Source organism: Lysinibacillus capsici, assembly GCF_003367505.1.
Lineage (GTDB): Bacteria > Bacillota > Bacilli > Bacillales_A > Planococcaceae > Lysinibacillus > Lysinibacillus capsici.
The window spans coordinates 154,433-179,807 of the sequence record NZ_PXXX01000024.1; the positions used below are offsets into that span (position 1 = coordinate 154,433).

Annotated in this window: 22 protein-coding genes; 6 read left to right on the forward strand and 16 right to left on the reverse strand. The window is 38.4% G+C overall.

The genetic code is table 11. From position 1 onward, the window contains the following. Window positions 1-115 precede the first annotated feature (115 nt). Entirely contained in the window at window positions 116-997 is an 882-nt protein-coding gene (locus tag C7B89_RS20700) for an NAD-dependent epimerase/dehydratase family protein (RefSeq protein ID WP_054549937.1), read from the forward strand. A gap of 109 nt (window positions 998-1,106) precedes the next feature. Here C7B89_RS20700 and C7B89_RS20705 read toward each other — a convergent pair whose 3' ends face one another. The 5 genes from C7B89_RS20705 to acsA form a co-directional block, all read right to left on the reverse strand. Beyond that, window positions 1,107-2,237, reverse strand: coding sequence for an acetylornithine transaminase (locus C7B89_RS20705; protein WP_048393719.1), 1,131 nt, complete (start codon window positions 2,235-2,237; stop codon window positions 1,107-1,109). Window positions 2,238-2,310: 73 nt separating this feature from the next. Next, a complete protein-coding gene (gene argB, locus C7B89_RS20710; RefSeq protein ID WP_048393515.1) occupies window positions 2,311-3,096 on the reverse strand; it encodes an acetylglutamate kinase in 786 nt (261 codons plus the stop codon). Further along, entirely contained in the window at window positions 3,059-4,291 is a 1,233-nt protein-coding gene (argJ, locus tag C7B89_RS20715; protein ID WP_048393513.1) for a bifunctional glutamate N-acetyltransferase/amino-acid acetyltransferase ArgJ, read from the reverse strand. Before argJ ends, argB begins: the two co-directional genes overlap by 38 nt. A gap of 56 nt (window positions 4,292-4,347) precedes the next feature. Beyond that, window positions 4,348-5,382: an N-acetyl-gamma-glutamyl-phosphate reductase gene (gene argC, locus C7B89_RS20720; RefSeq protein WP_048393511.1), complete on the reverse strand. Its 1,035-nt coding sequence runs from the start codon at window positions 5,380-5,382 to the stop codon at window positions 4,348-4,350. Window positions 5,383-5,618: 236 nt separating this feature from the next. Next, on the reverse strand, window positions 5,619-7,346 hold the full coding sequence (gene acsA / locus C7B89_RS20725) for an acetate--CoA ligase (RefSeq protein WP_375543413.1): 1,728 nt from the start codon (window positions 7,344-7,346) through the stop codon (window positions 5,619-5,621). A 321-nt stretch (window positions 7,347-7,667) separates the two neighbouring features. Between acsA and C7B89_RS20730 the strand changes: the two genes are divergently transcribed. The 3 genes from C7B89_RS20730 to C7B89_RS20740 are packed head-to-tail and all read left to right on the forward strand — an operon-like array spanning window position 7,668 to window position 10,132. Further along, window positions 7,668-8,300 (forward strand): GNAT family N-acetyltransferase, encoded by a 633-nt coding sequence (locus C7B89_RS20730; protein ID WP_036078398.1) that lies wholly within the window; start codon window positions 7,668-7,670, stop codon window positions 8,298-8,300. A gap of 24 nt (window positions 8,301-8,324) precedes the next feature. Then, window positions 8,325-8,972, forward strand: coding sequence for an acetoin utilization AcuB family protein (locus C7B89_RS20735; RefSeq protein ID WP_048393508.1), 648 nt, complete (start codon window positions 8,325-8,327; stop codon window positions 8,970-8,972). Further along, entirely contained in the window at window positions 8,972-10,132 is a 1,161-nt protein-coding gene (locus tag C7B89_RS20740) for an acetoin utilization protein AcuC (RefSeq protein ID WP_048393507.1), read from the forward strand. The genes C7B89_RS20735 and C7B89_RS20740 overlap by 1 nt, the downstream gene beginning before the upstream one ends. Window positions 10,133-10,310: 178 nt before the next feature. Here C7B89_RS20740 and ccpA read toward each other — a convergent pair whose 3' ends face one another. Next, a complete protein-coding gene (gene ccpA / locus C7B89_RS20745; protein ID WP_048393506.1) occupies window positions 10,311-11,315 on the reverse strand; it encodes a catabolite control protein A in 1,005 nt (334 codons plus the stop codon). Window positions 11,316-11,489: 174 nt separating this feature from the next. Continuing rightward, window positions 11,490-12,575 carry a bifunctional 3-deoxy-7-phosphoheptulonate synthase/chorismate mutase gene (locus C7B89_RS20750; protein ID WP_004226108.1) on the reverse strand — a complete coding sequence of 362 codons (1,086 nt, stop codon included), beginning with the start codon at window positions 12,573-12,575 and terminating at the stop codon, window positions 11,490-11,492. Between the two features lie 173 nt (window positions 12,576-12,748). On the opposite strand from C7B89_RS20750, the gene pilM reads away from it, so the two are divergent. Next, window positions 12,749-14,902, forward strand: coding sequence for a pilus assembly protein PilM (pilM, locus tag C7B89_RS20755; protein ID WP_115674507.1), 2,154 nt, complete (start codon window positions 12,749-12,751; stop codon window positions 14,900-14,902). A gap of 52 nt (window positions 14,903-14,954) precedes the next feature. Here the strand turns inward: pilM and C7B89_RS20760 are convergent, their stop codons facing one another. From C7B89_RS20760 to C7B89_RS20800, 9 genes are all read right to left on the reverse strand, one after another. Beyond that, entirely contained in the window at window positions 14,955-15,455 is a 501-nt protein-coding gene (locus C7B89_RS20760) for a YtxH domain-containing protein (protein WP_004226105.1), read from the reverse strand. A gap of 135 nt (window positions 15,456-15,590) precedes the next feature. Continuing rightward, window positions 15,591-16,094, reverse strand: a complete 504-nt coding sequence (locus C7B89_RS20765) for a DUF948 domain-containing protein (RefSeq protein WP_115674508.1) — start codon at window positions 16,092-16,094, stop codon at window positions 15,591-15,593. 109 nt (window positions 16,095-16,203) lie between these two features. Further along, entirely contained in the window at window positions 16,204-17,517 is a 1,314-nt protein-coding gene (gene murC, locus C7B89_RS20770) for a UDP-N-acetylmuramate--L-alanine ligase (protein ID WP_004226102.1), read from the reverse strand. 229 nt (window positions 17,518-17,746) lie between these two features. Next, the gene (locus C7B89_RS20775; protein WP_115674509.1) at window positions 17,747-20,854 is read right to left on the reverse strand and encodes a DNA translocase FtsK; all 3,108 of its coding nucleotides are present in this window, start codon (window positions 20,852-20,854) and stop codon (window positions 17,747-17,749) included. A 262-nt stretch (window positions 20,855-21,116) separates the two neighbouring features. Further along, the gene (ytpR, locus tag C7B89_RS20780; protein WP_048393499.1) at window positions 21,117-21,731 is read right to left on the reverse strand and encodes a YtpR family tRNA-binding protein; all 615 of its coding nucleotides are present in this window, start codon (window positions 21,729-21,731) and stop codon (window positions 21,117-21,119) included. 2 nt (window positions 21,732-21,733) lie between these two features. After that, complete coding sequence (locus C7B89_RS20785; RefSeq protein ID WP_112116358.1) at window positions 21,734-22,552, reverse strand: DUF1444 domain-containing protein; 819 nt, start codon at window positions 22,550-22,552, stop codon at window positions 21,734-21,736. Window positions 22,553-22,622: 70 nt separating this feature from the next. Then, entirely contained in the window at window positions 22,623-23,141 is a 519-nt protein-coding gene (locus tag C7B89_RS20790) for a hypothetical protein (RefSeq protein ID WP_115674510.1), read from the reverse strand. 94 nt (window positions 23,142-23,235) lie between these two features. Then, on the reverse strand, window positions 23,236-23,757 hold the full coding sequence (locus tag C7B89_RS20795) for a DUF84 family protein (RefSeq protein ID WP_054549934.1): 522 nt from the start codon (window positions 23,755-23,757) through the stop codon (window positions 23,236-23,238). Between the two features lie 59 nt (window positions 23,758-23,816). Continuing rightward, on the reverse strand, window positions 23,817-24,893 hold the full coding sequence (locus C7B89_RS20800; RefSeq protein WP_054549933.1) for a M42 family metallopeptidase: 1,077 nt from the start codon (window positions 24,891-24,893) through the stop codon (window positions 23,817-23,819). A 165-nt stretch (window positions 24,894-25,058) separates the two neighbouring features. On the opposite strand from C7B89_RS20800, the gene C7B89_RS20805 reads away from it, so the two are divergent. Further along, complete coding sequence (locus C7B89_RS20805; RefSeq protein WP_004226089.1) at window positions 25,059-25,373, forward strand: hypothetical protein; 315 nt, start codon at window positions 25,059-25,061, stop codon at window positions 25,371-25,373. The last annotated feature ends 2 nt before the right edge of the window (window positions 25,374-25,375 follow it).

Sequence of the window (25,375 nt, forward strand, 5' to 3'; positions counted from 1 at the left end):
GCATTTGTATTAGAGAATCAATTAAACAGACTTACTGCATATTACTTATGAATTGTAGTAAGTCTGTTTTTTTGTCATTATTAAGAGGACTACTATTTTGAAGGGGTGAAAATATATGAACATATTGATTTTAGGAGGCACACGTTTTTTTGGAAAAAAGCTAGTTGATCTTTGTATTCAAAATGGACATAATGTAACGATTTTAACACGTGGTCAAAGTGGCAACCCCTTTGGTACACATGTTAAGCAATTAGTAGTAAATCGTAATGATCGTGATGCTTTAGAACAGGCACTAGCCAATACAACATGGGACATTGTCTATGATAATATTTGCTATTCGCCCAACGAGGCACAAGCGATTTGCGAGATATTAAAGGGAAAAACGAAAAAGCTCGTCTTTACTTCTACTCTTTCAACATATGAGGTAGATGGTAAGATGAAAAAGGAAGAAGACTTTGATCCATACCAGTATCAAATTCGTATGGGACATCAAGAGGAATTTTCTTATGGAGAAGGAAAACGACAAGCGGAGGCAGTCTTATTCAAAGAAGCTTCATTCCCAGTCGTAGCTGTACGTTTCCCAATTGTGATGGGTGAAGATGATTATACTCGACGTTTACATTTCCACGTTGAACATATTTTACAGAATCAGCCGATTACTTTACCGAACATTGATGCAAAGATGAGTTATATTACAGATGGGGAAGCTGCTGAATTTTTATACTTTGCGGGCGTTACTCCTATTGAGGGACCATACAATGCTACCGCATCAGGGGCCATATCTCTCAAAGATCTAATTGCTCTAATTGAAGAAGCAAGTGGTCAGCGCGCAAAAATTTCCCTCATTGGTGGTGATGAGGAATCACAGTCTCCTTATGGGGTGCCTGCTGATTGGTATATGTCTAATGCTAAGGCTGAGAAGGCAGGATTTACGTTTAGTCAGCTTGAAGATTGGTTACCAAAATTAGTGGCAACATTAGTAAAACAGCTACAATAGCATTTATAGCGCAAAGAATCTGCTCATATCTAGCAGATTCTTTGTTCATCCTAATGTCTAGTCATTTTTGCCGCTAATGCCTCACTTTCTGCTGAACGAAAGTGTATTTTCACGGTAATATGTTCTTTAAAATAGCTACTGCTTTGTCAATCTCTTCCTTTGTGACCGTTAATGGAGGCAAAAGACGAATAACTGTTGGCCCTGCCCCTACTAATAAAAGACCACTTTCTTCCGCTGCCGCGATATAAGGCGCAACTTCCGTGTCCCCACAGCCAATCCCTAACAAGAGACCCTGGCCTTGAACAGTATAGCTAGAAGATAAATGAGCCCTTAGTTGTGCCACAAAATAGGCAGATATTTCTCGTACCTGCTGTAAAAAATCCGGCTCAAACACATGATTTAAAACAGCTTGTGCCACATTCATCGCAAGAGGGTTTCCACCGAATGTTGTACCATGTGTTCCTGGACTAAATGTAGCATGAAGCTCAGCAGTTCCGAGCATTGCACCAACAGGGAAACCACCACCTAAGCCTTTTGCCAAAGTTACGATATGTGGCTTTAATACCGTTTGTTCAAATGCATAGCGTGTTCCTGTTCTTCCAATGCCCGTTTGCACTTCATCAACAATTAGTAGTACACCTTGCTCCTCACAGACTTTTGCAATAGCTGCGGCAAATTCTGCTGATACACTATTGACGCCACCCTCTCCCTGAATCATTTCTAGCATTATAGCTGCAACTGAATCATCAACGGTTGCTTCAAGTGTAGCAGCATCATTAAATGGCAAAATCGAAAATTTTTCTACGAGTGGTCCAAAGCCATTATGTACTTTGCCTTGACCTGTTGCAGACATTGCTCCAAAAGTACGACCGTGGAATGATTTTTCAAATGTAATAATATGATGTTTGCCTGTATGCTTACGAGCTAATTTAATGGCCGCTTCATTAGCCTCAGCCCCGCTATTACAAAAAAAGGCATGTGAAAAGTGTGTATTAGCAATTAATTTTTCTGCCACCTTTTCCTGACCTGGTATTTCAAAAAGATTTGAAATATGCCATAGCTTTTGGCTTTGCTCTTGAAGTGCCTGTACAACGGCTGGATGGGCATGACCAAGACTCACCACAGCAATGCCACTAGTAAAATCCAAGTATTGCTTCCCTGTTGAATCCTCAACAATTGTCCCCTGACCTTTAACAATTTGTGCACGACGCTTGCCGTAATTCTCAAATAAAACACTCATGTTATCATCTCCACTATCATTTAAAATAGTTTCTTTCAACAACTATACTTCTCAAGCTATCCTATTTAGAACACTAGGAAGAAAGAAGTTCACTTGTGGCTACAATTGTTGTACCAATTAAAGTTGCGCCTACAATTTGTACAGAAGGAATCCCTGCCCGTAAACAGTCAATCGCTCCTTGCACTTTCGGAATCATTCCACCGTAAATATGGCCCTGCTCTGTCCATTGATCTATAAGACTAGGTGTAGCTATTGCTTGATATTCATCTTCAATACGGATACCACTCACATCTGTCACGAGTAGTAAGCTATCTGCTCCGACGGCTAAAGCAATTTCACTTGCTACCGTATCGCCATTAATATTAAGAGCCTGACCTGCTTCGGTCGTACCTACGCAGGCAATAACAGGTACAATCCCTACACCCATTAAAGCTTCCAATAAGGATGTATTGATATTTTTAATAGCTCCTACATACCCGTAAGTCTCTTGATCTAAAAAGTCTACGACTATCAACTGATTATCAAAGCCATTTAATCCGATGGCTGCTATACCAGCTGTTGTTAACTCATGAACTAATGCAGTGTTTACTTGCCCTATTAGGGTCGATTGGACAACTTTAATTGCAGCCTCGTTCGTGACACGTATTCCATTTAATGTATGTGATTGTAGGCCTTGAGCAGCTAGTTCTCGATTTATGGCTGGCCCACCCCCGTGGGTAATAATAAGCTCTACCCCACTCTCTTGTAATCTTTTAAAATTATCAAAGAAAGCCTCATTTAAACCTTCCAGTGTACTGCCCCCAAGCTTAATGACCACACGTTTATGAGCGGTATGATGCATTGATTTGGACATAGTCATATGTTAAGTCACATCCCCAAGCATGCCCCTTACCATCACCCACACCAAGGGACACATAGATTTTTACTTCATGCATTTTTAATATTTGAATTAACTCGTCCTCAGAAAAGGGAATTGGTTCACCGTTTTCTACCATAGTAGCACCACCGATTTGGATAGTAATTTTATCTGGATCAACTGTTGCGCCACTATACCCTACTGCTGCAATAATACGCCCCCAGTTGGCATCACAGCCGAAAACTGCAGTCTTTACAAGTGGTGAACCAACGACTGTTTTTGCAATTTTACGTGCCTCCTCGTCTGAAATTGCACCAACAACTTCCACTTCGATAAGCTTCGTTGCTCCTTCACCATCTTTGGCAATCATTTTTGCTAAATCTTCCGCTACTGTTTGCAAAGTGTTAAAGAAATTTTGCCAATCTGGATGCTCTGGAGTTAAAGAATTATTCCCTGCCAAGCCATTAGCCAATATTACCACTGTGTCATTAGTGGATGTATCCCCGTCAACTGTAATAGCGTTAAATGTTAAATTAGTAATAGTCGATAAAGCTGCTTGTAACACATCAGATTCAATGTTGGCATCTGTTGTAATAAAGCCTAGCATTGTTGCCATATTAGGTTCGATCATACCTGAACCTTTTGCTACACCAGCAATGATAACTTCCTTGCCATCCACAGTTGTACTATAGCTTGTGTTTTTCATAACGGTATCTGTTGTCAAAATAGCCTGCGCAAAGTCAATCGCACTTTCTAAATTGTCCTTTGGCTCTAACTGAAGAATACCATTTGCTACTGGCTCTAATTTCATCATTTCTCCAATAACACCTGTCGAGCAAACTCCCACCAAATTTGGTGCAATCCCTAATTTTTCAGCAGCTAGCGCTTGCATTGTTTGGGCATCTTTTACACCTTGTTTACCTGTACAAGCATTCGCATTGCCTGAATTCACGATCATCGCTTGCATTTTCTTAGTTGCATAAACAACTTCCTTCGTGACTTTTAATGGTGCTGCTTGCACAGCATTTGTAGTAAAAACACCCGCAACACTTGCTGGGACTTCACTTACTAAAAGGGCTAAATCCTTTTTCTTATGTTTTAAACCACAGTGTAATCCGGCTGCCTTAAAGCCTTTTGGTGAAACAATATTTTTACTTGATAATTTTTTCATTACATTCGTTGAAGTGGTAACTGTCATCCGAAATTCCTCCTTAGATTAATAAATAAGAGAAGCATACAGTTGCCTGCATGCTGTTAAATAAAGAACGGTACAACATCTAGCCCTGTCGTTTGTGGTAAGTCAAATTGCACATTCATATTTTGGATAGCTTGCCCTGCTGCTCCTTTGACAAGGTTATCAATTACACTAACAATTGTGGCGCGATTTGTACGGGAATCTACTTTCACTAGAATGTCACAATAATTTGATCCCTTGACACGATTTGTCCCTAAACTAGATGCATCTGTAACGATTCGAACAAATGGATGATTCTCATAGGTTGCCTGTAAGCAAGTGATCAATTGCGACTCTGTAATTCCCTGCATTACTGGTGCATAGGATGTCGCCAAAATTCCCCTGGTCATTGGAACCAGATGCGTATTAAAAGTAACCTTTGTATCTGCTTGAGCAAACATGGAAAGTGCCTGTTCAATTTCGGGAATATGTTGATGTGTATTTACTTTATAGATCGAAAAATTCTCATTTGTCTCACTAAAATGGGTAGTTTGTGAGGGCTTATTGCCTGCTCCTGAAATGCCACTCTTTGCATCAATAACTAGAAAACTAGGATCAATTAAACGTTCTTTTACAAGTGGTAGTAAGGATAATAAAACTGCTGTTGGGTAGCAACCCGGATTAGCAACAAGTGTTGCTTGACGTATAGGCTCTTCATTCCATTCTGTTAAACCATATACACTTTGTTGAACACTATGGAACGGTGCAGCTTTTTTGCCATACCAGGTTTCATAGCTTGCTAGATCTTTTAACCGAAAATCACCAGATAAATCGATTAACTTTGGTCCTTTCCCAACCAAAGGCGGTAATAGCTCACTTGTCACCCCAGATGGTGTACTCGTAAAAATAACATCGAATTTTTCTAAAGTGTCATACGCTATCTTTTGTAACGGTGTATCAGCTATCCTAACAAGATGGCCAAATTTCGAAGAAAATTGGACACCCTCTTCTGAAGAAGTAAATAAATCAATTCGTTCCACAGCTGGATGATTATGTAAAAATCGAATAAGTTCTAGTCCGCCATATCCAGTTGCTCCAATAATACCTACTTTCACTGCACTCACCTCTGAAATAAGTTAAAAATAGTATACGTCTGCATATTTATTAAGTCAACTGAATTTTTATTTAATTTATTGTTTTTTTGAAATAGATAATATTTCACCTACTCTCACCTCTATACTATTGTAAATCCAGAAAAAAGAAGGCAAGAATCCTTTCGCCATCGAATGAATCCCTGCCTTCTTTTTATGCACATGTTGTATAAATATCAATTGATGTTTTAGATAATTAATTAATCTTCCATGGTTGATAAATCACCAGTTGGTAAATTTAATTCCCAAGCTTTCAAAACGCGACGCATAATTTTACCACTACGTGTTTTTGGCAATTTATCTTTAAATTCTATTTCACGTGGTGCTGCATGTGCAGATAAACCTTTTTTAACAAAATCACGTATATCTTCAATTAATGCATCAGAAGGTTCTACCCCTTCTCGTAAGGATACAAAGGCTTTAATGATTTCACCTCGCACCGGATCTGGTTTCCCGATAACACCCGCTTCAATCACATCTGGATGCTCAAGTAGCTTACTTTCTACTTCAAAAGGTCCTACACGTTCACCAGCCGTCATAATGACATCATCCACACGCCCCTGGAACCAGAAGTAACCTTCATCATCCATATAGGCTGAATCTCCAGAAACGTACCATTCTCCTTTTAGGAAATAAGATTCATAGCGCTCTGGATTGCCCCAAATTTGGCGCATCATGGCAGGCCAACCACGACGAATAGCTAGATTCCCCATTGTAAATGGTGGAACCTCATTGCCTGCATCATCTACAATCGTCGCATGAATACCAGGAAGAGGTTTCCCCATTGAACCTGGCTTAATATCCATCGATGGATAATTACAAATCATATGCGCTCCCGTCTCTGTCATCCACCATGTATCATGTATACGATGACCTAGTTCCTCTACTCCCCAACGAATAACTTCTGGATTCAAAGGCTCACCAACAGACAGCACATGGCGTAAAGATGTGAGATCATAGCTTTCAAGCAAGCCACTACCTGCGCCCATCAGCATACGGAACGCTGTCGGTGCACTATACCACACTGTCACACTATAATCTTCAATAGCCTGATACCATGCTTGTGGTGAAAATCTTCCTCCGACGATTAGCATTGTTACACCGTTTAACCACGGACCAAAAATGCCATAGGCTGTTCCTGTAACCCATCCAGGATCAGCTGTACACCAATAAATATCATCTTCACGTAAATCAAGTACCCATTGTGTCGATTGATATTGCTGAATCATAGCATTATGGACATGCAATACACCCTTTGGAGCACCTGTTGATCCAGAGGTATAGTGAAGAATCATCCCATCTTCTCTGTCTACCCACTCTATATCAAAATGAGCTGAAGCTTCTTTTAAATGTTTAGTAAAGTCTAGTATTTGAGCTGTTTCCTCAACGCCCTCCCCCACTAAAAAGATATGCTCCAATTTAGGTAATTTAGCTAAAGGTACACGTTCAAGTAAAGCAGGTGTCGTGACTAATACTTTCGCCTCACTATCAGCAAGTCGATCATACACGGCACCTTCCATAAAAGCTTCAAACAATGGTCCAACAATAACCCCCATTTTCAACGCACCTAATAATGAAAAATAAAGCTCAGGTGAACGAGGCATAAAAATAAATAAACGATCACCTTTCTGCAGATTAGTAGTCGCTTTAAAAACATTTGCTGCTTTGTTTGTTAACCTTTTCATTTCATTAAATGAATATGCCTCTTTCCGTTTACCATCATTAAAATACAATGCCACCTTATTTTTGCGATGTGTTTCTGTATGGCGATCAATAGCCTCATATGCCATATTCACTAAACCTGTTTCGCTCCAACTAAATGCCTTTTCCGTATCTGCCCAATTATGAGATTCTGCCACTTCTTCATAATTCGTTAAATGGTGTTGACCAGGTAAAGCCATTAACTTCTCCTTCATTTTCATCCCCATGAAAATACCCCTTTCTTTGCTTTTGTTTTTGACTAAATTTCAACAATCCCCCCTGTTGAAATTCAGAGAATTTTCCAAAAGCAAAATTGATATGTAGCAATTGTTATATAACAGTTATCCATAGTATTAATGTTCGAATCCCTAATAGTACTACTTTTATCTGTTAAATAACAGAAGCAATATAATCTTATTTTACACGAATTCAGATAGATTGTCTCAATATTTTTATTTTTCCAAAAATACAGGTATATTTTGCAAAAATAAGCGTTTTTACGCAAGAAATCAGCTATAATGGAATTATTAAACTCAGGTGGTGTAATTATGGAACATAAAAAAACTTTTTTTTCTGTCACAAAGGAAACAAAGCATGGTACTGTGTATGTGGAAGGACCTGTGCCTCCAGAAAAATTAGCTACATATTCATTCCATGAAGGCTTGGTTGCCTTCAGACCTCCAAAACAGCAACAGCAGGCCATTATAGAAATTGCTGGACTACCCGAAGGCCGTATTATTATTATTCGAAACGAAGATATTATTGTAGGCTATGTTACCTATCTTTACCCTGATCCACTTGAACGATGGGCAGAAGATCGTATCGATGACATGATTGAATTAGGTGCCATTGAAGTCATTCCAGACTACCGTGGTACTGGTGCTGGGAAGGCACTACTAGCCGTTTCATTTATGGGGGATGAAATGGAAGATTATCTTGTGATTACTACCGAGTACTATTGGCATTGGGATTTAAAAGGAACTGGTTTAAATGTTTGGGATTACCGCAAAATGATGGAGAAAATGATGAGCTCTGCTGGTTTCGAATATTTTGCAACAGATGATCCTGAAATTACATCACATCCAGCCAATTGCCTGATGGCGCGCGAAGGAAAACGGGTGCCTCCTGAGACAATGGAAAGATTTGATAGACTTCGTTTTAGAAATCGTTTCATGTATTAAAACTAATACAAAGGGGATGCATATATGATTGTAGAAGAAATTATGAATGATAAGCCTTATACATTAGCTCCTACCAATACAGTGCAGGAGGCACTAAAGTTAATGCGTGAAAAGAAAGTTCGTCATTTACCAGTTGTAGATGATGAACACCACGTTTTAGGTGTAATTACTGAACGAGATATTAAAGAGGTCTTGCCCTCATCTTTGCAGGATGAACCAAACTCTCCTATTTTTAATGCAAAAGTAGAGGATATTATGGTGAAAGACCCCCTTATAGGTCATCCACTAGATTTTGTTGAAGAGGTGGCACTTACGTTTTACGAATCAAAAATAGGCTGTTTACCTATTGTCTCTGGTGGAAAATTGGTAGGCATTGTTACGACAACAGATTTACTCTATACATATATAGAGCTGACTGGTGCTACAGAGCCTGGGTCAAAAATCGAGATTCGGGTATCCGATACCCCAGGAGTTTTATTTGAAATTACAAAAATATTTCATCAACATCATGCCAATGTCCAAAGCGTCTTAGTTTATCCTGACTCTGAAAATACACAAAACAAAATTTTAAGCGTCCGAGTAAAAACACTAAATCCTTTAGCAATGATTGAAGATCTACGCAAAGAGGGCTTTGATGTCCTATGGCCAAATTTACCGGGTGTTTCGCTATAATGAAAAAGGCCGTATTCGTATACTCGCCAGAACAACTCGGATATAAATTTTCAGATACACATCCTTTCAATCATAAACGCTTGACGCTAACTATGGATCTACTAAAAAATATTAATGCACTCGATGATGTAGATATTGTACCAGCACGTGTTGCAACGGAAGAAGAGCTATTGCTTGCACATGATTCAAAATATATAGATATTGTAAAAAAAGCAGGACATGGTGAATTATCAGAAGCACAATGTGAAAGCTATGGGATTGGAACTGAAGATACCCCTATTTTTGAAAATATGCATGAAGCAAGTGCACAGCTAGTTGGTGGAACTTTAACCGCTGTTGATTATGTAATGGAAGGAAAAGCCGAACACGCCCTTAACCTTGGTGGAGGACTCCATCATGGTTTCCGTGGTCGTGCATCAGGTTTTTGTATTTACAATGATAGCACAGTGGCTATTCGTTACTTGCAGGAAAAGTACAACGCTCGTGTACTTTATGTAGATACAGATGCTCATCATGGGGATGGTGTCCAATGGAGCTTTTATGAGGATCCTAATGTTTGTACACTGTCCATACATGAAACTGGTCGTTATCTATTCCCTGGAACCGGAAATATTACTGAGCGTGGCAATGGGCAAGGCTATGGAACCTCCTTTAATTTTCCAATGGATGCGTTTACTGAGGATGAAAGTTTCCTAGAGATCTATGAACAGTCAATGCGAGAGATTTTTGAATTTTTCAAGCCAGATGTTGTATTAACACAAAATGGTGCAGATGCACATTATTTTGATCCATTAACACATTTACATGGAACAATGAATATTTATCGCGAAATTCCTAAGCTAGCTCATCAATTAGCACATGAGTATTGTGATGGTCGATGGATTGCAGTGGGGGGCGGTGGCTACGATATTTGGCGAGTGGTGCCCCGTGCCTGGTCCATGTTATGGTTGGAAATGACTGACCAAGCGTTACCAATGGGGCCACTCCCTCAAGCATGGCTGGATCGCTGGCAACCAGAAGCACCTGTTCCTTTTATTCCAACATGGGAGGATCCGATTCCTTTATATGAGCCAATTCCTCGTAAAGCGGAAATAGAGGAAAAGAATGCTCAAATGTTAGCCAAATCGCTACATATTATTCGGAATGAAAGACGGGATTAATTTCTTGGCCTCACGATATTCGTGGGGCTTTTTAAATTAGATGAATGCTTTTGGTGGTATATCCATCAATTCTTTTGTTCTATCCCTCACTTTTGAAACGCTATCCTCTATTTTTGACGTTCCATCCAGCAAATAAAAACACGCAAATCCTTCATAAGCGATTTACGTGTTAGTATCATTATTTACTTTTGACAGATTGTCGATGCTCAATACGGTGTGGTAAAATAACCGCTTCGTCCTCGACAGTTTCCTTGCTCATTAATTTTGTCAGCAGGCGCATTGCAACAGCTCCAATATCGTAAAGCGGTAGCGCGACACTTGTTAACTGTGGGCGAACCATTCGTGCTAACTTTGAGTTCTCAAAGCTGATAACTTCAATATCTTCTGGAACATTTTTGCCCGCATCTTGTGCGCCATGAATTAAACCGATGGCCAATTCATCACTTCCTGCAAAATAAGCTGTTGGTGGCTGTTCAAGAGCAGATAAAATCTCCCAAGCCTCTAAGCCCATATCATAGCTGGACTCTTCTGCAGCAATTAATGCTTCATCTATTGGTAAACCAGCATCCTGCAATGCTTTCTTATAGGCTGCTAGCTTGAATTTTCCGTTAATTGTATACGAAAGTGGGCCAGTTACAAAACCAATCCGTGTATGGCCATTTTGAATAAGTAATGAAATAGCTTCATAAGCCGCCTGGAAATAATCGATATTCACAGTTGCAATTGTTTGGGATTCATCCACAGAGCCTGCAAGCACAATTGGTACTGGCGAATGATCCATCGTTTGCTGCATCTTTTCTGTAACCTCATCACTCATCATGACAATACCATCAACCTGTTTTCCAAGCATTGTATCCAGTAGCTGTAACTCTTTATCTTCATGTTGATCTGAGTTGGCTAAAATAATATTGTAACGATACATTGTGGCAATATCCTCTACACCACGAGCCAGCTCCGCATAAACATTGTTTGCAATATCTGGGATAATCACGCCAACTGTTGTTGTTTTCTTACTTGCTAAACCTCGCGCTACTGCGTTTGGACGGTATTCTAATCGTTCAATTACTTCTAGTACTTTTTTTCGTGTTGCTGGTTTTACGTTTTGATTACCATTGACTACACGAGAGACCGTTGCCATGGAAACATTTGCTTCTCTTGCAACATCATAAATTGTAACAGTCATCGTACGTGCCTCCCTTTTTTCCTATTATAGCCTTATCATACGATAATTTTCATATTATTTTCAAGAAGAACTACGTAAAAACCAAGTACTAATAGTCCTATTCTAGACATTATTTTGTCACGATATAATAAACACCGCCTGCCGAAGTAAGCAAGCGGTGTTCGCTGTTAACAATTAAGCATGAATTTCATGGTTTTTCATGAATTTTTGTAGCGTTTCATAGAATGCGTCAAATGTTGGGATGTCCATTTGTTGTTGTGAGTCAGACAGTGCCACAGATGGATCTGGATGCACCTCTGCCATGACACCATCAGCACCAATTGCAATAGCTGCTTTTGCACAAGGTAATAATAAATCACGACGCCCTGTTGAATGTGTAACATCTACGAATACTGGCAAATGCGTTTCTTGTTTTAAAACTGGTACGGCTGAAATATCTAATGTATTACGAGTTGCTTTTTCATAAGTACGAATACCACGTTCACAAAGGATAATGTTTTCATTTCCTTTAGACATAATGTATTCTGCAGCATGAATGAATTCATCAATTGTTGCAGCTAAACCTCGTTTTAATAAGACAGGTTTATTTGTTGCACCTGCTGCTTTTAATAATTCAAAGTTCTGCATATTACGTGCACCAATTTGGATGACATCAATATAATCCAATGCTTCCTCCAAATGACCTGGTGTCACGATTTCTGTAATAACACCTAAACCATATTCCTCGGACACACGTTTTAAGATTTTCAGACCTTCTAATCCAAGACCTTGGAAGTCATAAGGAGAAGTACGTGGCTTATAAGCACCACCACGAATTAACTTTTCGCCTTTTGCTTTAATAGAAGCAGCAACTGCTGCTACTTGCTCATAAGACTCAACCGCACAAGGACCGAATACGAAAGATGGTTTTCCTTGCCCAATTAATTCACCATTGATATTAATAATTGTATCTTCTGACTTCTTCTTACGAGATACAAGCAACTCTTTCTTTTTATCAGCTTCAAGTTGTTTTAAAGCTGTTTTAAAGATTTGCTTAAATATATAATCAACCGTCATTTGGTTTAATGGACCTTGATTGTGTTCTTTAATAAGATCAAGCATGTGTCTTTCACGCAGCGGATCATAGCGATTCACACCTTGTTTTTCTTTAATTTTACCGATTTCATCAACTACAGCTGCACGTTCATTAATTAGACGAAGAATTTCTAAGTTTAAACCGTCTATTTGACTACGTAAGCTTTCTAAATCTTTTTGGCTCATGCTTTCTTGCTCCTCTCCTCATGACAGACACTTTCAGAACTCTGAAATGTATGTTACATTTTTAGATAATAGCATTATTATAATCAATGTTGTTCAGAATGTCACGCATTTTTAATTTAGCGCTTCAACTCGCTAAATTATTTTCAAGTATGACGCGAAAGGAAGCGATTACATTGAGTTCTAAACTATTCGCACTTGATATTGGCACTCGCTCAGTGGTCGGGATTATTCTCCAAGAAGAAAATGATCATTTTCATGTGGAAGATATTTTAGTAAAAGAGCATAAAGAACGTGCCATGGTAGATGGACAAATACATAATGTCATGTATGTGGCAGAATTAATTAATGAAATAAAACGTGAACTTGAAGAGAAACATGGGCCTCTCACAAAGGTAAGTGTCGCTGCAGCAGGTCGATCTTTGAAAACTGAACAAGCTAGTGTGACCATCAATATACGTAACCGACCAATTTTTACTGAAGAAGATATTAGTCGCTTGGAACTTCAGGCTGTTCAACAAGCACAGCAGCAACTCTTGCAACAAAAAGAGGATGCAAAAATTAGCCACTATTATTGTGTAGGTTACTCAGTCCTGTATTATCGCTTGGATGGCGAGGAGATCGGAAGCCTGTTGGATCAACAAGGGGATGAAGCCCAAATCGAAGTGATAGCAACGTTTCTACCTCGTGTAGTTGTGGAATCATTGATTGCCGCTCTTAAACGAGCTGATTTAGAGATGGAAGCATTGACGTTAGAACCGATTGCTGCCATTAATGTGCTGATTCCTCCAACGATGCGTCGCCTAAATGTGGCACTTGTTGATATAGGGGCAGGTACATCAGATATTGCCATTACGGATAAAAGTACAGTTGTAGCTTACGGCATGGTCCCTACAGCTGGCGATGAAATAACAGAAGCTTTAAGCGACCACTATTTGCTAGACTTCCCTGTAGCTGAAGAGGCTAAACGTCAGCTACAAACCTCTGAAGAGATATTGATTCAAGATATTCTAGGCTTTGATCAGTTCTATCCAAAGGAAGAGGTTTTTTTAGCAATTGAGCCTGCAGTGAAACAGTTGGCGAAGTCTATCGGAGAAGAAATTCTACGACTCAATAATCGAGTAGCACCCAAAGCCGTTATGCTGGTTGGTGGCGGTAGTTTAACACCCAACCTTACTACAGAACTAGGTCAAGTTCTAGATTTACCAGCTAATCGTATTGCTGTTCGAGGCATTGATGCTATTCAAAACTTAACAAAAGAAGATCATATAAAAGCCTCACCTGAATTAGTCACACCTATTGGTATTGCCATTGCTGCTAAAAAAATGCCGATTCAATATATGAGTTTAACAGTCAATAACCAAGTGGTACGCCTTTTTGAACTAAAAGAAATGACTGTTGCAGATGCCTTTCTAGCTGCAAATATTCGCGCAAAGCAATTATATGGAAAACCAGGACATGGACTATCTATCAGTGTCAACGGACAGGACATATTTATACCAGGTGGACATGGTCAGCCTGCTGAAATATTGGTAAACGGGCATCAGGCATCAACAAAAAGCCTGATTAAAACTGGAGATGCCATTCAGTTAATAGAAGGCCAAGATGGGCAACAGGCGACGGCTACAGTAAGAGATCTTATAGATGATGCAGCAATAAAGACTGTGACAATCCAAAACACCAAATATGTGATTGAGCCCAAAATTTCTGTCAATAACTCTTCTGCATCACTCGATACCGTTTTAAATGATCGTGATATCGTCGTTTTTGATATTGCCGAAACAATTGAGGATGTATTCAAAATCACTAATAATTGGCATTTGTTAAAGCAATTTGAGTCCTATACGATTCAAGTAGATGGACAACCTTTATATTTACCAGAGTTCTCCTCTCAGCTAATGATTAATGGAAAAGTAGCCAAATTGAGCTATGCTGTACAAAATGGAGATGTGATAAGCTTCCAACAACCATCTCTACCAACAGTACAGCATATCGCAGACCAAATGAATCTTTTGCTAGAGGATAAAATCATTATTCATTTCCAACAGGAAGTTTTGGAACTAAAGAAGACTGCAAATGAAGCGATTGTTAATAAAATGGTTGTGTCACCACAATCCACTGTACACAATGGAGCGACTTTAGTATTTAAAGAAAAGGATCGCAGTCGTTGGATTTATCAAGATGTTTTCCGATTCTCTAATTGGCAGCTGCCAAGTGCCTTTAAGGGGAATTTTACGATTTTAAGAAATGGTCAGCCAGCGAGCTTTGATACAGAGATATTTGGTGGTGATCAATTAGAAATAATATTAGAAGCTACACCTATCATTTAAAAAAGGGATACGTTACAACTTTATCTTGTAACGTATCCCTTTATATTATGCATTATGCACGAACTTCTTCATTTGTTTCTTCTTTTTGATCTGCTTTTTCTGTCGTTTCTTCGGCTTTTGGTTCCTCACTTGGAATATAATCCTCTAATGGTTCTTCCCCTTCAAAGGAAACCGTACCATCATCAAAAACAGTTGGTGCTTTTGCCGTTTTTAGTGTTTTTACTTTCTCTACTAATTGTGTAGATTGCTCTTGAATTTGTTTAGAAAGTTGAACTGTTTTATCTTTTGCAGTTGTCGAGAAGTCTGCACTCTTATCTTTTAGCTGAACAGCTTGTACAGCCACATCACTGCGTAAATCTTTTCCTGATTTTGGAGCTAACAGTAGACCTGCAGCAGCCCCTACGATTCCACCAACTAATGCGCCAATCACAAAATCTTTCATGTTTACACGCTCCTCTTCATAAATCGAGTCTTGCGGATGATAAAGCTGAGGCAAAGAACTTTCAAGCTGCTGTTCCTTTACTTCGTTAAAATTTGGCTTTTGAGTTGTCATGCAACAATTCCTCCCCATCTAATTATCAAATTTGTCTAGACTGGTTGTCCATCTATTTTCACAGATGCATCTTCAACTTATATGTCTAAGACTTTATTTTTATTCAGCCAGCATAAAATACTCACTGAATAATTATCATTTTTTACGACCCCATTTTCTTTTTGGTGTTTCTTCTACTTGCACAGTTTCAAATGCATAGGCATCAGGTGATACCGTTTCCTGCTCGATGATTTTTCGCTTTTTCCATTTATCAGCAATACCCATCGCAACATTACTCCATTGTACAACTTGTGCAATTTTTTCTTCATTTTGTTCTACGCTTTTAGAAACAGAAGAAGTGATCTGCTGAACAGAATTATTTAAACCATTAACGGAGTCACCAATACCTTTAACAGCTTGAACAACTGAATTTAATTGTTCAGATTTATGTTGAATATCCTCTGCTAAGCTATTTGTTTTTGATAATAAAGAAGTTGTTTCGCGTGTAATGCCTTCCATTTGGCCTTCAATCCCAGATAATGTCCCTGCTAAGCTGTTTAAGATGGATTTAAGCGAGAATAATGTCATGCCCACGCTCACACATAAAATTAAAAAACCGATTGCAGCAATAATGGCTGCAATATACAAAATCACTTCCATAAGTTGACCTCCTGCTAGTAAATTGTCTTTACTATTACTTTCCCTATCTTCGACAAAAAAAACGGAATTCCTGCTTAAATTTGAGAAAAAACAGCTTAACCCCTACGGACTAAGCTGTTTCATTGTTTTTAAGCACGTCTTCAAAAGCATCTTGGAACTTGTGAACATCACCAGCGCCCATAAATAAAAATACTGCGCCATTATGTTTTGTTAATATATCAATTCCTTCAGTGGTAATCACTGCACTGCCTTCAATAAGTGACGCTAAATCATGAATAGAAAGCGCGCCTTGCGTTTCTCTCGCAGAGCCAAATATATCACATAAATAGGCTGTATCTGCAAGGCTCAAACTATCCGCAAAATCTTGTAAAAAAGCTTGTGTACGTGTAAATGTATGTGGTTGGAAAATCGCAACTAGCTCACGTTCAGGAAATTTTTGTCGTGCTGATTGAATTGTCGCGCGAATTTCCGTTGGATGGTGTGCATAGTCATCTATTAAAACATTATCCCCTATATCCGTCTCAGTAAAACGTCTTTTTACACCTTTATACGTGTGTAAACGCTCCTGAATAATATCTGGAGAAATGCCTTCATATTCACATAGCGTAATAACGGCCAATGTATTTAAAACAGCATGATCCCCAAATAATGGGATAAAGAAAGTGCTATAAAATTCATTACGTACAAAAACATCAAATTTTGTACCCTCAGTTGTTTTTTCAACATTACGAGCTTCAAAGTCATTTTCAGCACCAAATCCATAATACACAACTGGTACTTTTGCTTGAATACGTTGAAGCTGTTCATCATCACCACATGCTATAATTGCTTTTTTCACTTGTAATGCTAATGATTGAAATGCAGAATATACGTCCTCTATATTAGCGAAGTAATCTGGATGATCAAAATCGATGTTCGTCATCACAGCATAATCAGGATTATATGCTAAAAAGTGACGGCGGTATTCACACGCCTCCATTACAAAGAAATCAGCATTTTCATGACCTGCCCCAGTACCATCACCAATTAAATAAGATGTCGGTTTATAGCCACCTACCACATGTGCCATTAAACCAGTCGTAGATGTTTTACCATGTGCACCTGTGATGGCAATAGATGTATAGTTGCCAATATATTCACCTAAAAATTTATGGTAACGAATGACTTCTACACCTATTTCTCGAGCACGTACTAATTCAGGGTGATCATCAGAAAATGCATTACCTGCGATCACTGTCATACCTTCTTTAATATTATCTGCATTAAATGTAAAAATTGGAATATTACGTTCACGTAACGGTTGCTCCGTGAAGAAATATTTATCGACATCTGAGCCCTGTACTTGTTCACCAGCATCAAATAAGATTTGTGCAAGCGAACTCATGCCAGAACCTTTAATGCCTGTGAAATGAAAAACTGTCATTAATTAAACCCCCCGGGAATTTCAATATCCCATCTATCATCTATTAGGTGTATCGTATTATTTCACGAATGGTTAGGTATTAATACCTTCACAAGTGTTAAAAAATACGTACTATTCAACACATCTTGTCTATTATAGCACTTTTTATGCATAAGGATAGATGTGTAACTTTTCTAAAAAAACTAAATTCGACGTAAATTAGATAATCTAGACGAAAACAATGCAATTCTTATTCAAACATAGTAATTAAATCTTCTTCTGTAATGTAACTTTCACGTGGCTTACTTCCTCTTGCTTCCGAAACAAAACCATGTGATTCTAACATGTCAATTAAACGAGCAGCACGATTATAGCCAATATGATACTTTCGTTGAATCAATGAGGTAGAAGCGCCACCTTGCTCATAGACAAATCGACAAACATCTTCAAATAAATCGTCCTGTTCTGCGGACACCTCTGTTTTCTTTAATAATTCCTCTTGATCGAAAATATAATCAGGCTCACCCTGTTCACGAACATGCTCAATAATCGATTCAATTTCATCATCTGTAACAAAAGTTCCCTGTAAACGCACGGGCGCTGACATACCATTACCTAAATATAGCATATCCCCTCGACCAAGTAACCTTTCAGCTCCTTGCCCATCTAAAATGGTACGAGAATCAATTTGAGAGGAAACTGCAAAGGCAATACGTGTAGGGATATTTGATTTGATTAACCCTGTAATAACATCCACTGAAGGTCTTTGCGTTGCAACAATTAAATGAATACCACATGCACGTGCCTTTTGAGCAATACGGCAAATGGCCTCCTCTACATCTGCTGGAGACATCATCATTAAATCTGCTAACTCATCAATGACAATTAAAATGTAAGGCAACTTCAGGCTATGTTCATTATTTTTATCAGCTATGGCATTAAAACGTGTAATATCACGTGCACCTGCATGAGCGAATAGTTGATAGCGACGCTCCATTTCCTCAACTGCCCATTTTAGTGCAGCCGTTGCCGCCTTTACATCTGTAATGACAGGACTAACTAAATGCGGAATATGGTTAAATGGCGCCAGCTCTACCATTTTAGGGTCGATCAGCATGAGTTTTAGCTCGTGTGGTGCAGCTTTATATAATAAACTAACCAAAATAGAATTAATACAAACGGATTTACCCGAACCCGTTGCACCAGCGATTAAGCCATGTGGCATTTTACGCAGATCTAACGTAACAGGTTTTCCAGTCAAATCAAGTCCTAATGCTGCCTCTAATGGTGAATCTGACTCAACGAAGGAGGCACTATTTGTTACCTCAGATAAGCGAACAGCTCGTGATACTCTATTTGGGATCTCAATACCGATCGAACTTTTCCCAGGAATTGGTGCTTGAATACGAATATCTTTTGCTGCTAGGGCAAGTTTTAAATCATCTGCTAAGTTTCGAATTTTACTCACCTTTGTACCATGGCTCACCGTTATTTCAAATTGAGTAACAGCAGGACCTTGCATAATCGATTCAATTTGCGCAGAAACTTGGAAATAAGATAGTGCTTCGACTAATGTGTCGCCCTGTTGCTCCATCCAATCCGTATCCTGTGTTTTTTCCTCTGGTGGCTCTAGGTATTCATCCGTTGGCTTTTGATAGACGTGTACAGGCTTTGCTGGTATCTCAGCTTCTACTTCTACTTCTTGTGGTGCTACTTGATTCTCAACAGATTCTACCGGAGCATACTCTACAATTTCTGAAACTACTTCAGGTTCGATAGCTAGTTCTGGTTCTAACTCAAGCTCTGGCTCAATAGTTGCAGAAATTTCATCAGCAGCTGCTTTTTCAATTTCTATTCTTTCATTTGTTGAGATACTTGACATTGATGTAACAGGAGCCATTGTAATTACAGCAATAGGCTCTTCAGCACTACTTTTTGTAGGGACACTTTCTACTTCATCTTTTACCTCAAGTTGCACTGGACCATCTACTTGCAATTCAACAGTCTCTGACATATGGAAATCGTTGTCATCTTCTGGTGGTGAAACGGACATTTCGCTTGTTGTCATGCTGTCTAAGGACGATGATTTTTCTGGCATCACATCCACTAGTTTGTTTTTCTCTGTTTCTGGCATGCTCTCTACACGTATAGGCTGCTGAGCCATCTTCAATTGCTGTTGGATTCTCCATTTTTCTTTATCTGTTTTTAACATTAGTACATTAAATGGAATTCGACTTTTTTCTTCCCTCGATGCAGTATCAGGAGATTGGTCATCCATTGACGGTTGAACGACAGTAACTTCTCCAATATGGATCGTAGAATTTTCTATTTGTACTTGTTCCACAATCATTTCTTTGACATGGATTTCCGATTGATCTGCTGAAAGTTGTTGAACTGTTTGATCTTGAACAACAGCTTCCTTCTCTTGCCCTTCAAAATCCATAGCAAAAGAAGTCGTTTGAGGCACAGCTACATTTGATGACAAATTTTCCTTATCATCGTTCTCTTCAACCAACAGTTCTTCCTCAAAAATAATTGGTTCACTTACTGTCGAAAGTTCTTTCGATTGAATAATCTCATGGTGTTCCGTTAAAACCGTTTGGTTTGTGCTAGCCGGCTCTTTTTCTTCTAGTATATTTTCATTGACCTCATTTGTTGTCGCTTCTTTTAAAGGCTTTGCAACAGTAACCCTTTCAACTGCCTGTACATCGGTTTCTTGCTTCTCATATTCCTCTTTTCTTTTATCTAATAAATCTTTGATGGGACTTGGTTTTGCAAAACCATAGACAGGTGAAGGCACATCTGTTGGAACAAATCGTTTGCGATTCTCAGGCATAATATTTTCAACTTTTTGTTCTTTTCGCTGACTCTTTTCTTTTGGTGCAGGTGCAGTCATAGGACTTATAGTAGCTGTTTCATTTTGTGCATCTCGAAAGACTAAGCTTGCTCTTGAACGAAATTCTTGTTCTGAAGGCTGACTTTTCATCATTGTTTTTCTACCTGTACGTTTAGAGCGATTTGCTAGTAAATCTCGAATTCCTGAAACCTCAACATCATAAACACTAGAATCGACAATATGATGATTTAAATGTTTTGGTAACGATAAATCCCCAATTTGTCCATAATCATCATCTTCTATTTGATCAAACATTTCTTTTGAGGGCGTATAGGATGCTTCACCTTCATCATCGTCAATCAAAGGGAAACGGAAAGTCTTTTGCTTAGCGATTGGTGGTTCTTTTTGTGTATGTAATTGCTCCGACTGAACTTCTCCATAATCCTCATAATATTCTTCATACTCATAGTCTTCATCTTCTTTATTAATAAATTTACTAATTTGTTTTTTAAACCAGTTCACTTCGTTTCACTCATTTCTCTTACACTTCATTTATAGCATTGTCTAGTTTTATATTTATCAATAGCTCAATGTCTACATCAAAAAGCATACCATAAAAACGGTCTTGAAACTTGCATTTAGAGGCTCATTCTAAACAAAAAAATCGTTATGCTACTAGCATATTAGTAACATAACGATTTAGGGCATTTCACCTTGACACAAGGAATAATATCATGATAAAACATTTAAATTTTAATAATTTCTTTTTTAAATAGGGGAATTTTTATTTAGTTGGTGATTCAAAAGCACTACCAACTATAGCATCCTCTGGTAATACTAAAATTCCTTTTTCAGATGGTGCATTAGGAATCGCTAATTCACGCGCTGAACAAAGCATGCCGTAAGACTCAACACCACGTAAATTTCCTTCTTTAATAAGCATTCCCGAAGGCATTACGGCACCAATTTTCGCAACAACTACCTTCTGACCTGCTTCTACATTAGGAGCTCCACATACAATTTGTAGTATCTCATCTCCTACATTGACTGAACAGATACTCAATTTGTCAGCATTTGGATGCTTGTCCTTTGTTTCTACATAACCAACCACAAATTTTGGTGAAAAATCAACATCAAGATTAATATTAGCTCCATTTTTTTCGATTGCCACTGCTAGCTGTGCTACTAATTCTGGTGTCACTTCTACTAAGCCTTTAGCATCTGTTTGGATGTAACTGCTCGCATTAAATAAATTGAAGGCTTTAATTTCTCCCGTTTGAGCTTCCCTTAAAATAGCAATATCACCAGCACGTTCTACTTCTGTTTTCACAATAGCCTCCGTTGCTAGTTGAACTAGTAAGACATCTCCTACATGCTCTTTGTTGTAAAATACGTTCATTGTTATTCTTGCTCCTTTTTCACTCTGTTTTTTGCTAAGATAAAGATTGGTTCTAGTTCTCCATCTTCATAAATAAAAGATAATGACGTAATCGGTACAGTACCAACTGCAAAGAAATGCATCGTCATCTGTGCTAATACATCATACCCTGTTTCATTACGAATATCACCTATAATTAATACATCTTGATGAGGCACGGATAATGTCATATCGCCCTCCACTTGTGCCTGCATTTCTTTTAAAAAGCTCTCATTTAAAATACGGCTAGCATCATAGCCATCATTCACATTGACAAAATAAAAAATATTACCTGCTACCTCATCTTTTTTATAGGCGGTTGGTAGTTGTTTCACCGAAAAGCGTGCCATTTCTCGAATTTGTTCTACCGTTAATTGTAAGGCTTCTAGCATGGATTCATCAATAAAGCGATAGGTTTTACCTAAATCGAGTGCATAAAAAACGCGCGTTTCAGCTGTATGCTCAGTTGTAATAAAGGCATGCCCTTCTTTCGATGCCTGTGGATAAGAAGTGGCACGAATCACGGGATAAATCTGTGTAGTCGTTTGGAAACCCTGTTCTTTTTCTTGTACCATCGCATTAAAGGTTTGCTCAATTGTATATACAACTTCTTCAATCGCTGACTCTTGCTTGTCATTATATTTTGCTAAGATCCCAGGTAAGGAGAGCTCCATCCCTTTTTCAATTGTCTTATGATTCAAGCGTAATTTATCGTACTTTTTATCAAAATGAAATTCATATTTCTCTTCAGTTAATTGCTTTTTTAATAGCTCGACTAGTTGTTCAGACTTCATTCGCTTCATCTTTTTCACATCCTAACTTCAAAATGAAACGGCTCACATATTTGTGAACCGTTCTGTTCATTCCTTCTATTTACTTCATCTTAACCGAATGAACGATTTTCGTCATCTCACGCAAATTATTTTCAATTTGTTTTGCTTTTGAAATGGTTGTCATCTTCACACCACCACTACTAACAATGAGCTCCATTTCATTTTCTACGTCCGTTTTTAGAACCGCTGTGAAGCCAAAACGACCATCCTTATCAAAAGTCGATTCCTCGATAATTTTGTCCGCTTCATTTTCTTTTAAAAGATTATAATAAAGTTTACTGTCTTGTGCTTCACGATCATTGATAAAAAGAATGTAGCTTTCTTTGCCTTTTGAAATCACAATATTATAAGCATCTGAACTGTCTTCAATTTTAAAGTTTGAAGGTAAGTATAATTTGATATCCCCAATTTCTACTGTATGTTCTTCTGGCTCTTCAGCAAAAACCTTCTCCGTTAATTGGAGCCCATTAGCAATTTGATCATCAATAGATTGATTGCAGCCAGAAAGGACAAGAAGTATAAGCATTAGGCCAATTGCTCTTAGCCATGAAAATAACATGTCTCTCTTCCTTTCACTACTAACTTTTTTCTATTTTAAAAAAATTAATCATAAGATGCAACCTAACTATCCTCTCACCACTAATTCTTTTTAACTATTTTTGTGAAAATGTGAACAAATATTGACCAACTAAAAGCGAGACAATATGCTCAAACATCATCTGTCTACTAACTAAACCTTGCGTAAAAATACCTACAGCACCTGCGCCTTGACGAATATCTCGACGCTTTGTATATTGCTCCATAATCGGTCCAAGTTCTCCACCAGTTCTTATTTCCTGGGCAATTTCTTTTGGCAGAATAATTTGTGCGCCAGCAGCTGTAAACATTGTTCCATCTGACACAGTTAATGCACCCCAGTTACAAACATACATGTCATCATCGATTTCAGTTACGCCACCTTCTAAGCCAAATGATAATTCTGCATCCGTTAAAATCAAGGCGTTTTTAGCACGATTCATTGCCCCTAATCTAGTTTCTTCATTACTTATCGGTTGATCTGATACTTCAGAAGCAGCTTTGACATGAGTAAAGAGAGAATCCTCAAAGTATTTGCGAACAATTACTTCAACTGCTTCTGTTTTGGCCTTATTGGTTGTGCCAATTGCTATTTTCATTTAATCCCCACTTTCTTTCCATAGAAAAAGATGCCTCTAAAAGGCATCTTCCTAGCTTCTTATACATTAGCGTGAATTGACTCTAATGTCGAACGATCTGCTTTTTTCACTAATTCAACAATTAAAGCTTTGGCAGCTGCATAATCATCAATGTGAATAATTGATGCTGATGTATGAATATAACGTGAGCATACACCAATAACTGCACTTGGAACGCCATCGTTTGCCGTATGCACTCGACCAGCATCTGTTCCACCTTGGGAGACAAAGTATTGATAAGGGATATGATTGGATTCGGCCGTATCTAAAATGAATTCACGCATACCACGATGTGTTACCATTGTACGATCTAAAATACGAAGTAAAGTACCTTTGCCGAGCTGTCCAAATTGACTTTTTTCACCTGACATATCATTGGCAGGAGAAGCATCTAGTGCAAAGAATAAATCTGGTTTAATCATGTTTGCTGATACTTGTGCACCGCGCAAGCCAACTTCCTCCATTACATTTGCACCTGAGTATAAATGTGAACCTAATTTTTCGTGCTGTACTTCTTTCATTAATTCAATCGCTAGACCACAGCCATAGCGGTTATCCCAAGCTTTAGCCATAATTTTCTTCGGATTAGCCATTGGTGTGAATGGACAAATTGGTATGATGGATTGTCCAGGACGAACACCCATAGACATAGCATCTTCTTTATTATCAGCACCAACATCGATAAGCATATTTTTTATATCCATTGGCTTCGCTCGTTCTGCATCTGTTAATAAATGGGGTGGGATGGATGAAACTACACCAGGAATTGCCCCATTTTTCGTATATACTTCTACACGCTGTGCAAGCATAACCTGGTTCCACCAGCCGCCCAATGTTTGAAAACGGATCATTCCATTATCTGTGATAGAAGTAACCATAAATGCTACCTCATCCATATGACCAGCAACTAATATTTTCGGTGCATCCGTAACATCACTGTGCTTAACACCAAAAATCCCCCCCAAATTATCTTGAACGATTTCATCCGAGTACTTTTCTAACTCAGAACGCATGAACGCGCGTACTGCGTGTTCATTACCCGGAGCGCCTGGTAATTCTGTTAATGTTTTAAATAATTGTAATGTTTCCTCATTCATGATGACTCTCTCCCCACGAAGTAGAATATTCTTCCTTGCCTATTGTAACACAATTATTTCCGAATTCGAAATATTGATACATTTCCTCAATCCGCATAATTGTGAACGTGCATTCACTCTATAGGCTATGCTAAAATAAAGGTATAGAAAAAGGAGGAAAAAAGTATGAAATTACGTGATTTTTTAATTGGTGTCGCAACTGGCTTAGCTGCCGCAGTCATTATTAAAGAAGCTAGTGAAAAAGTTTCTCCGTTCGTACCTGCAGGACAAGTACTTGAAAACATAAAAAGAGAATTTAAAAAGGATTCACCGATTGATGGTTCTTGGATTTTTATGAAAACTGAAGATTTTACAAACGGTATTATTACCATCCCAGTATATCGTGGGGGGATCTCGCGTATGCATGAAGGTGAGATGCAGACATTCGAATTTGCTGCCGATGCACGCTCTGGTGTTGTCGTGGAACTAACAGAAGTTTAATT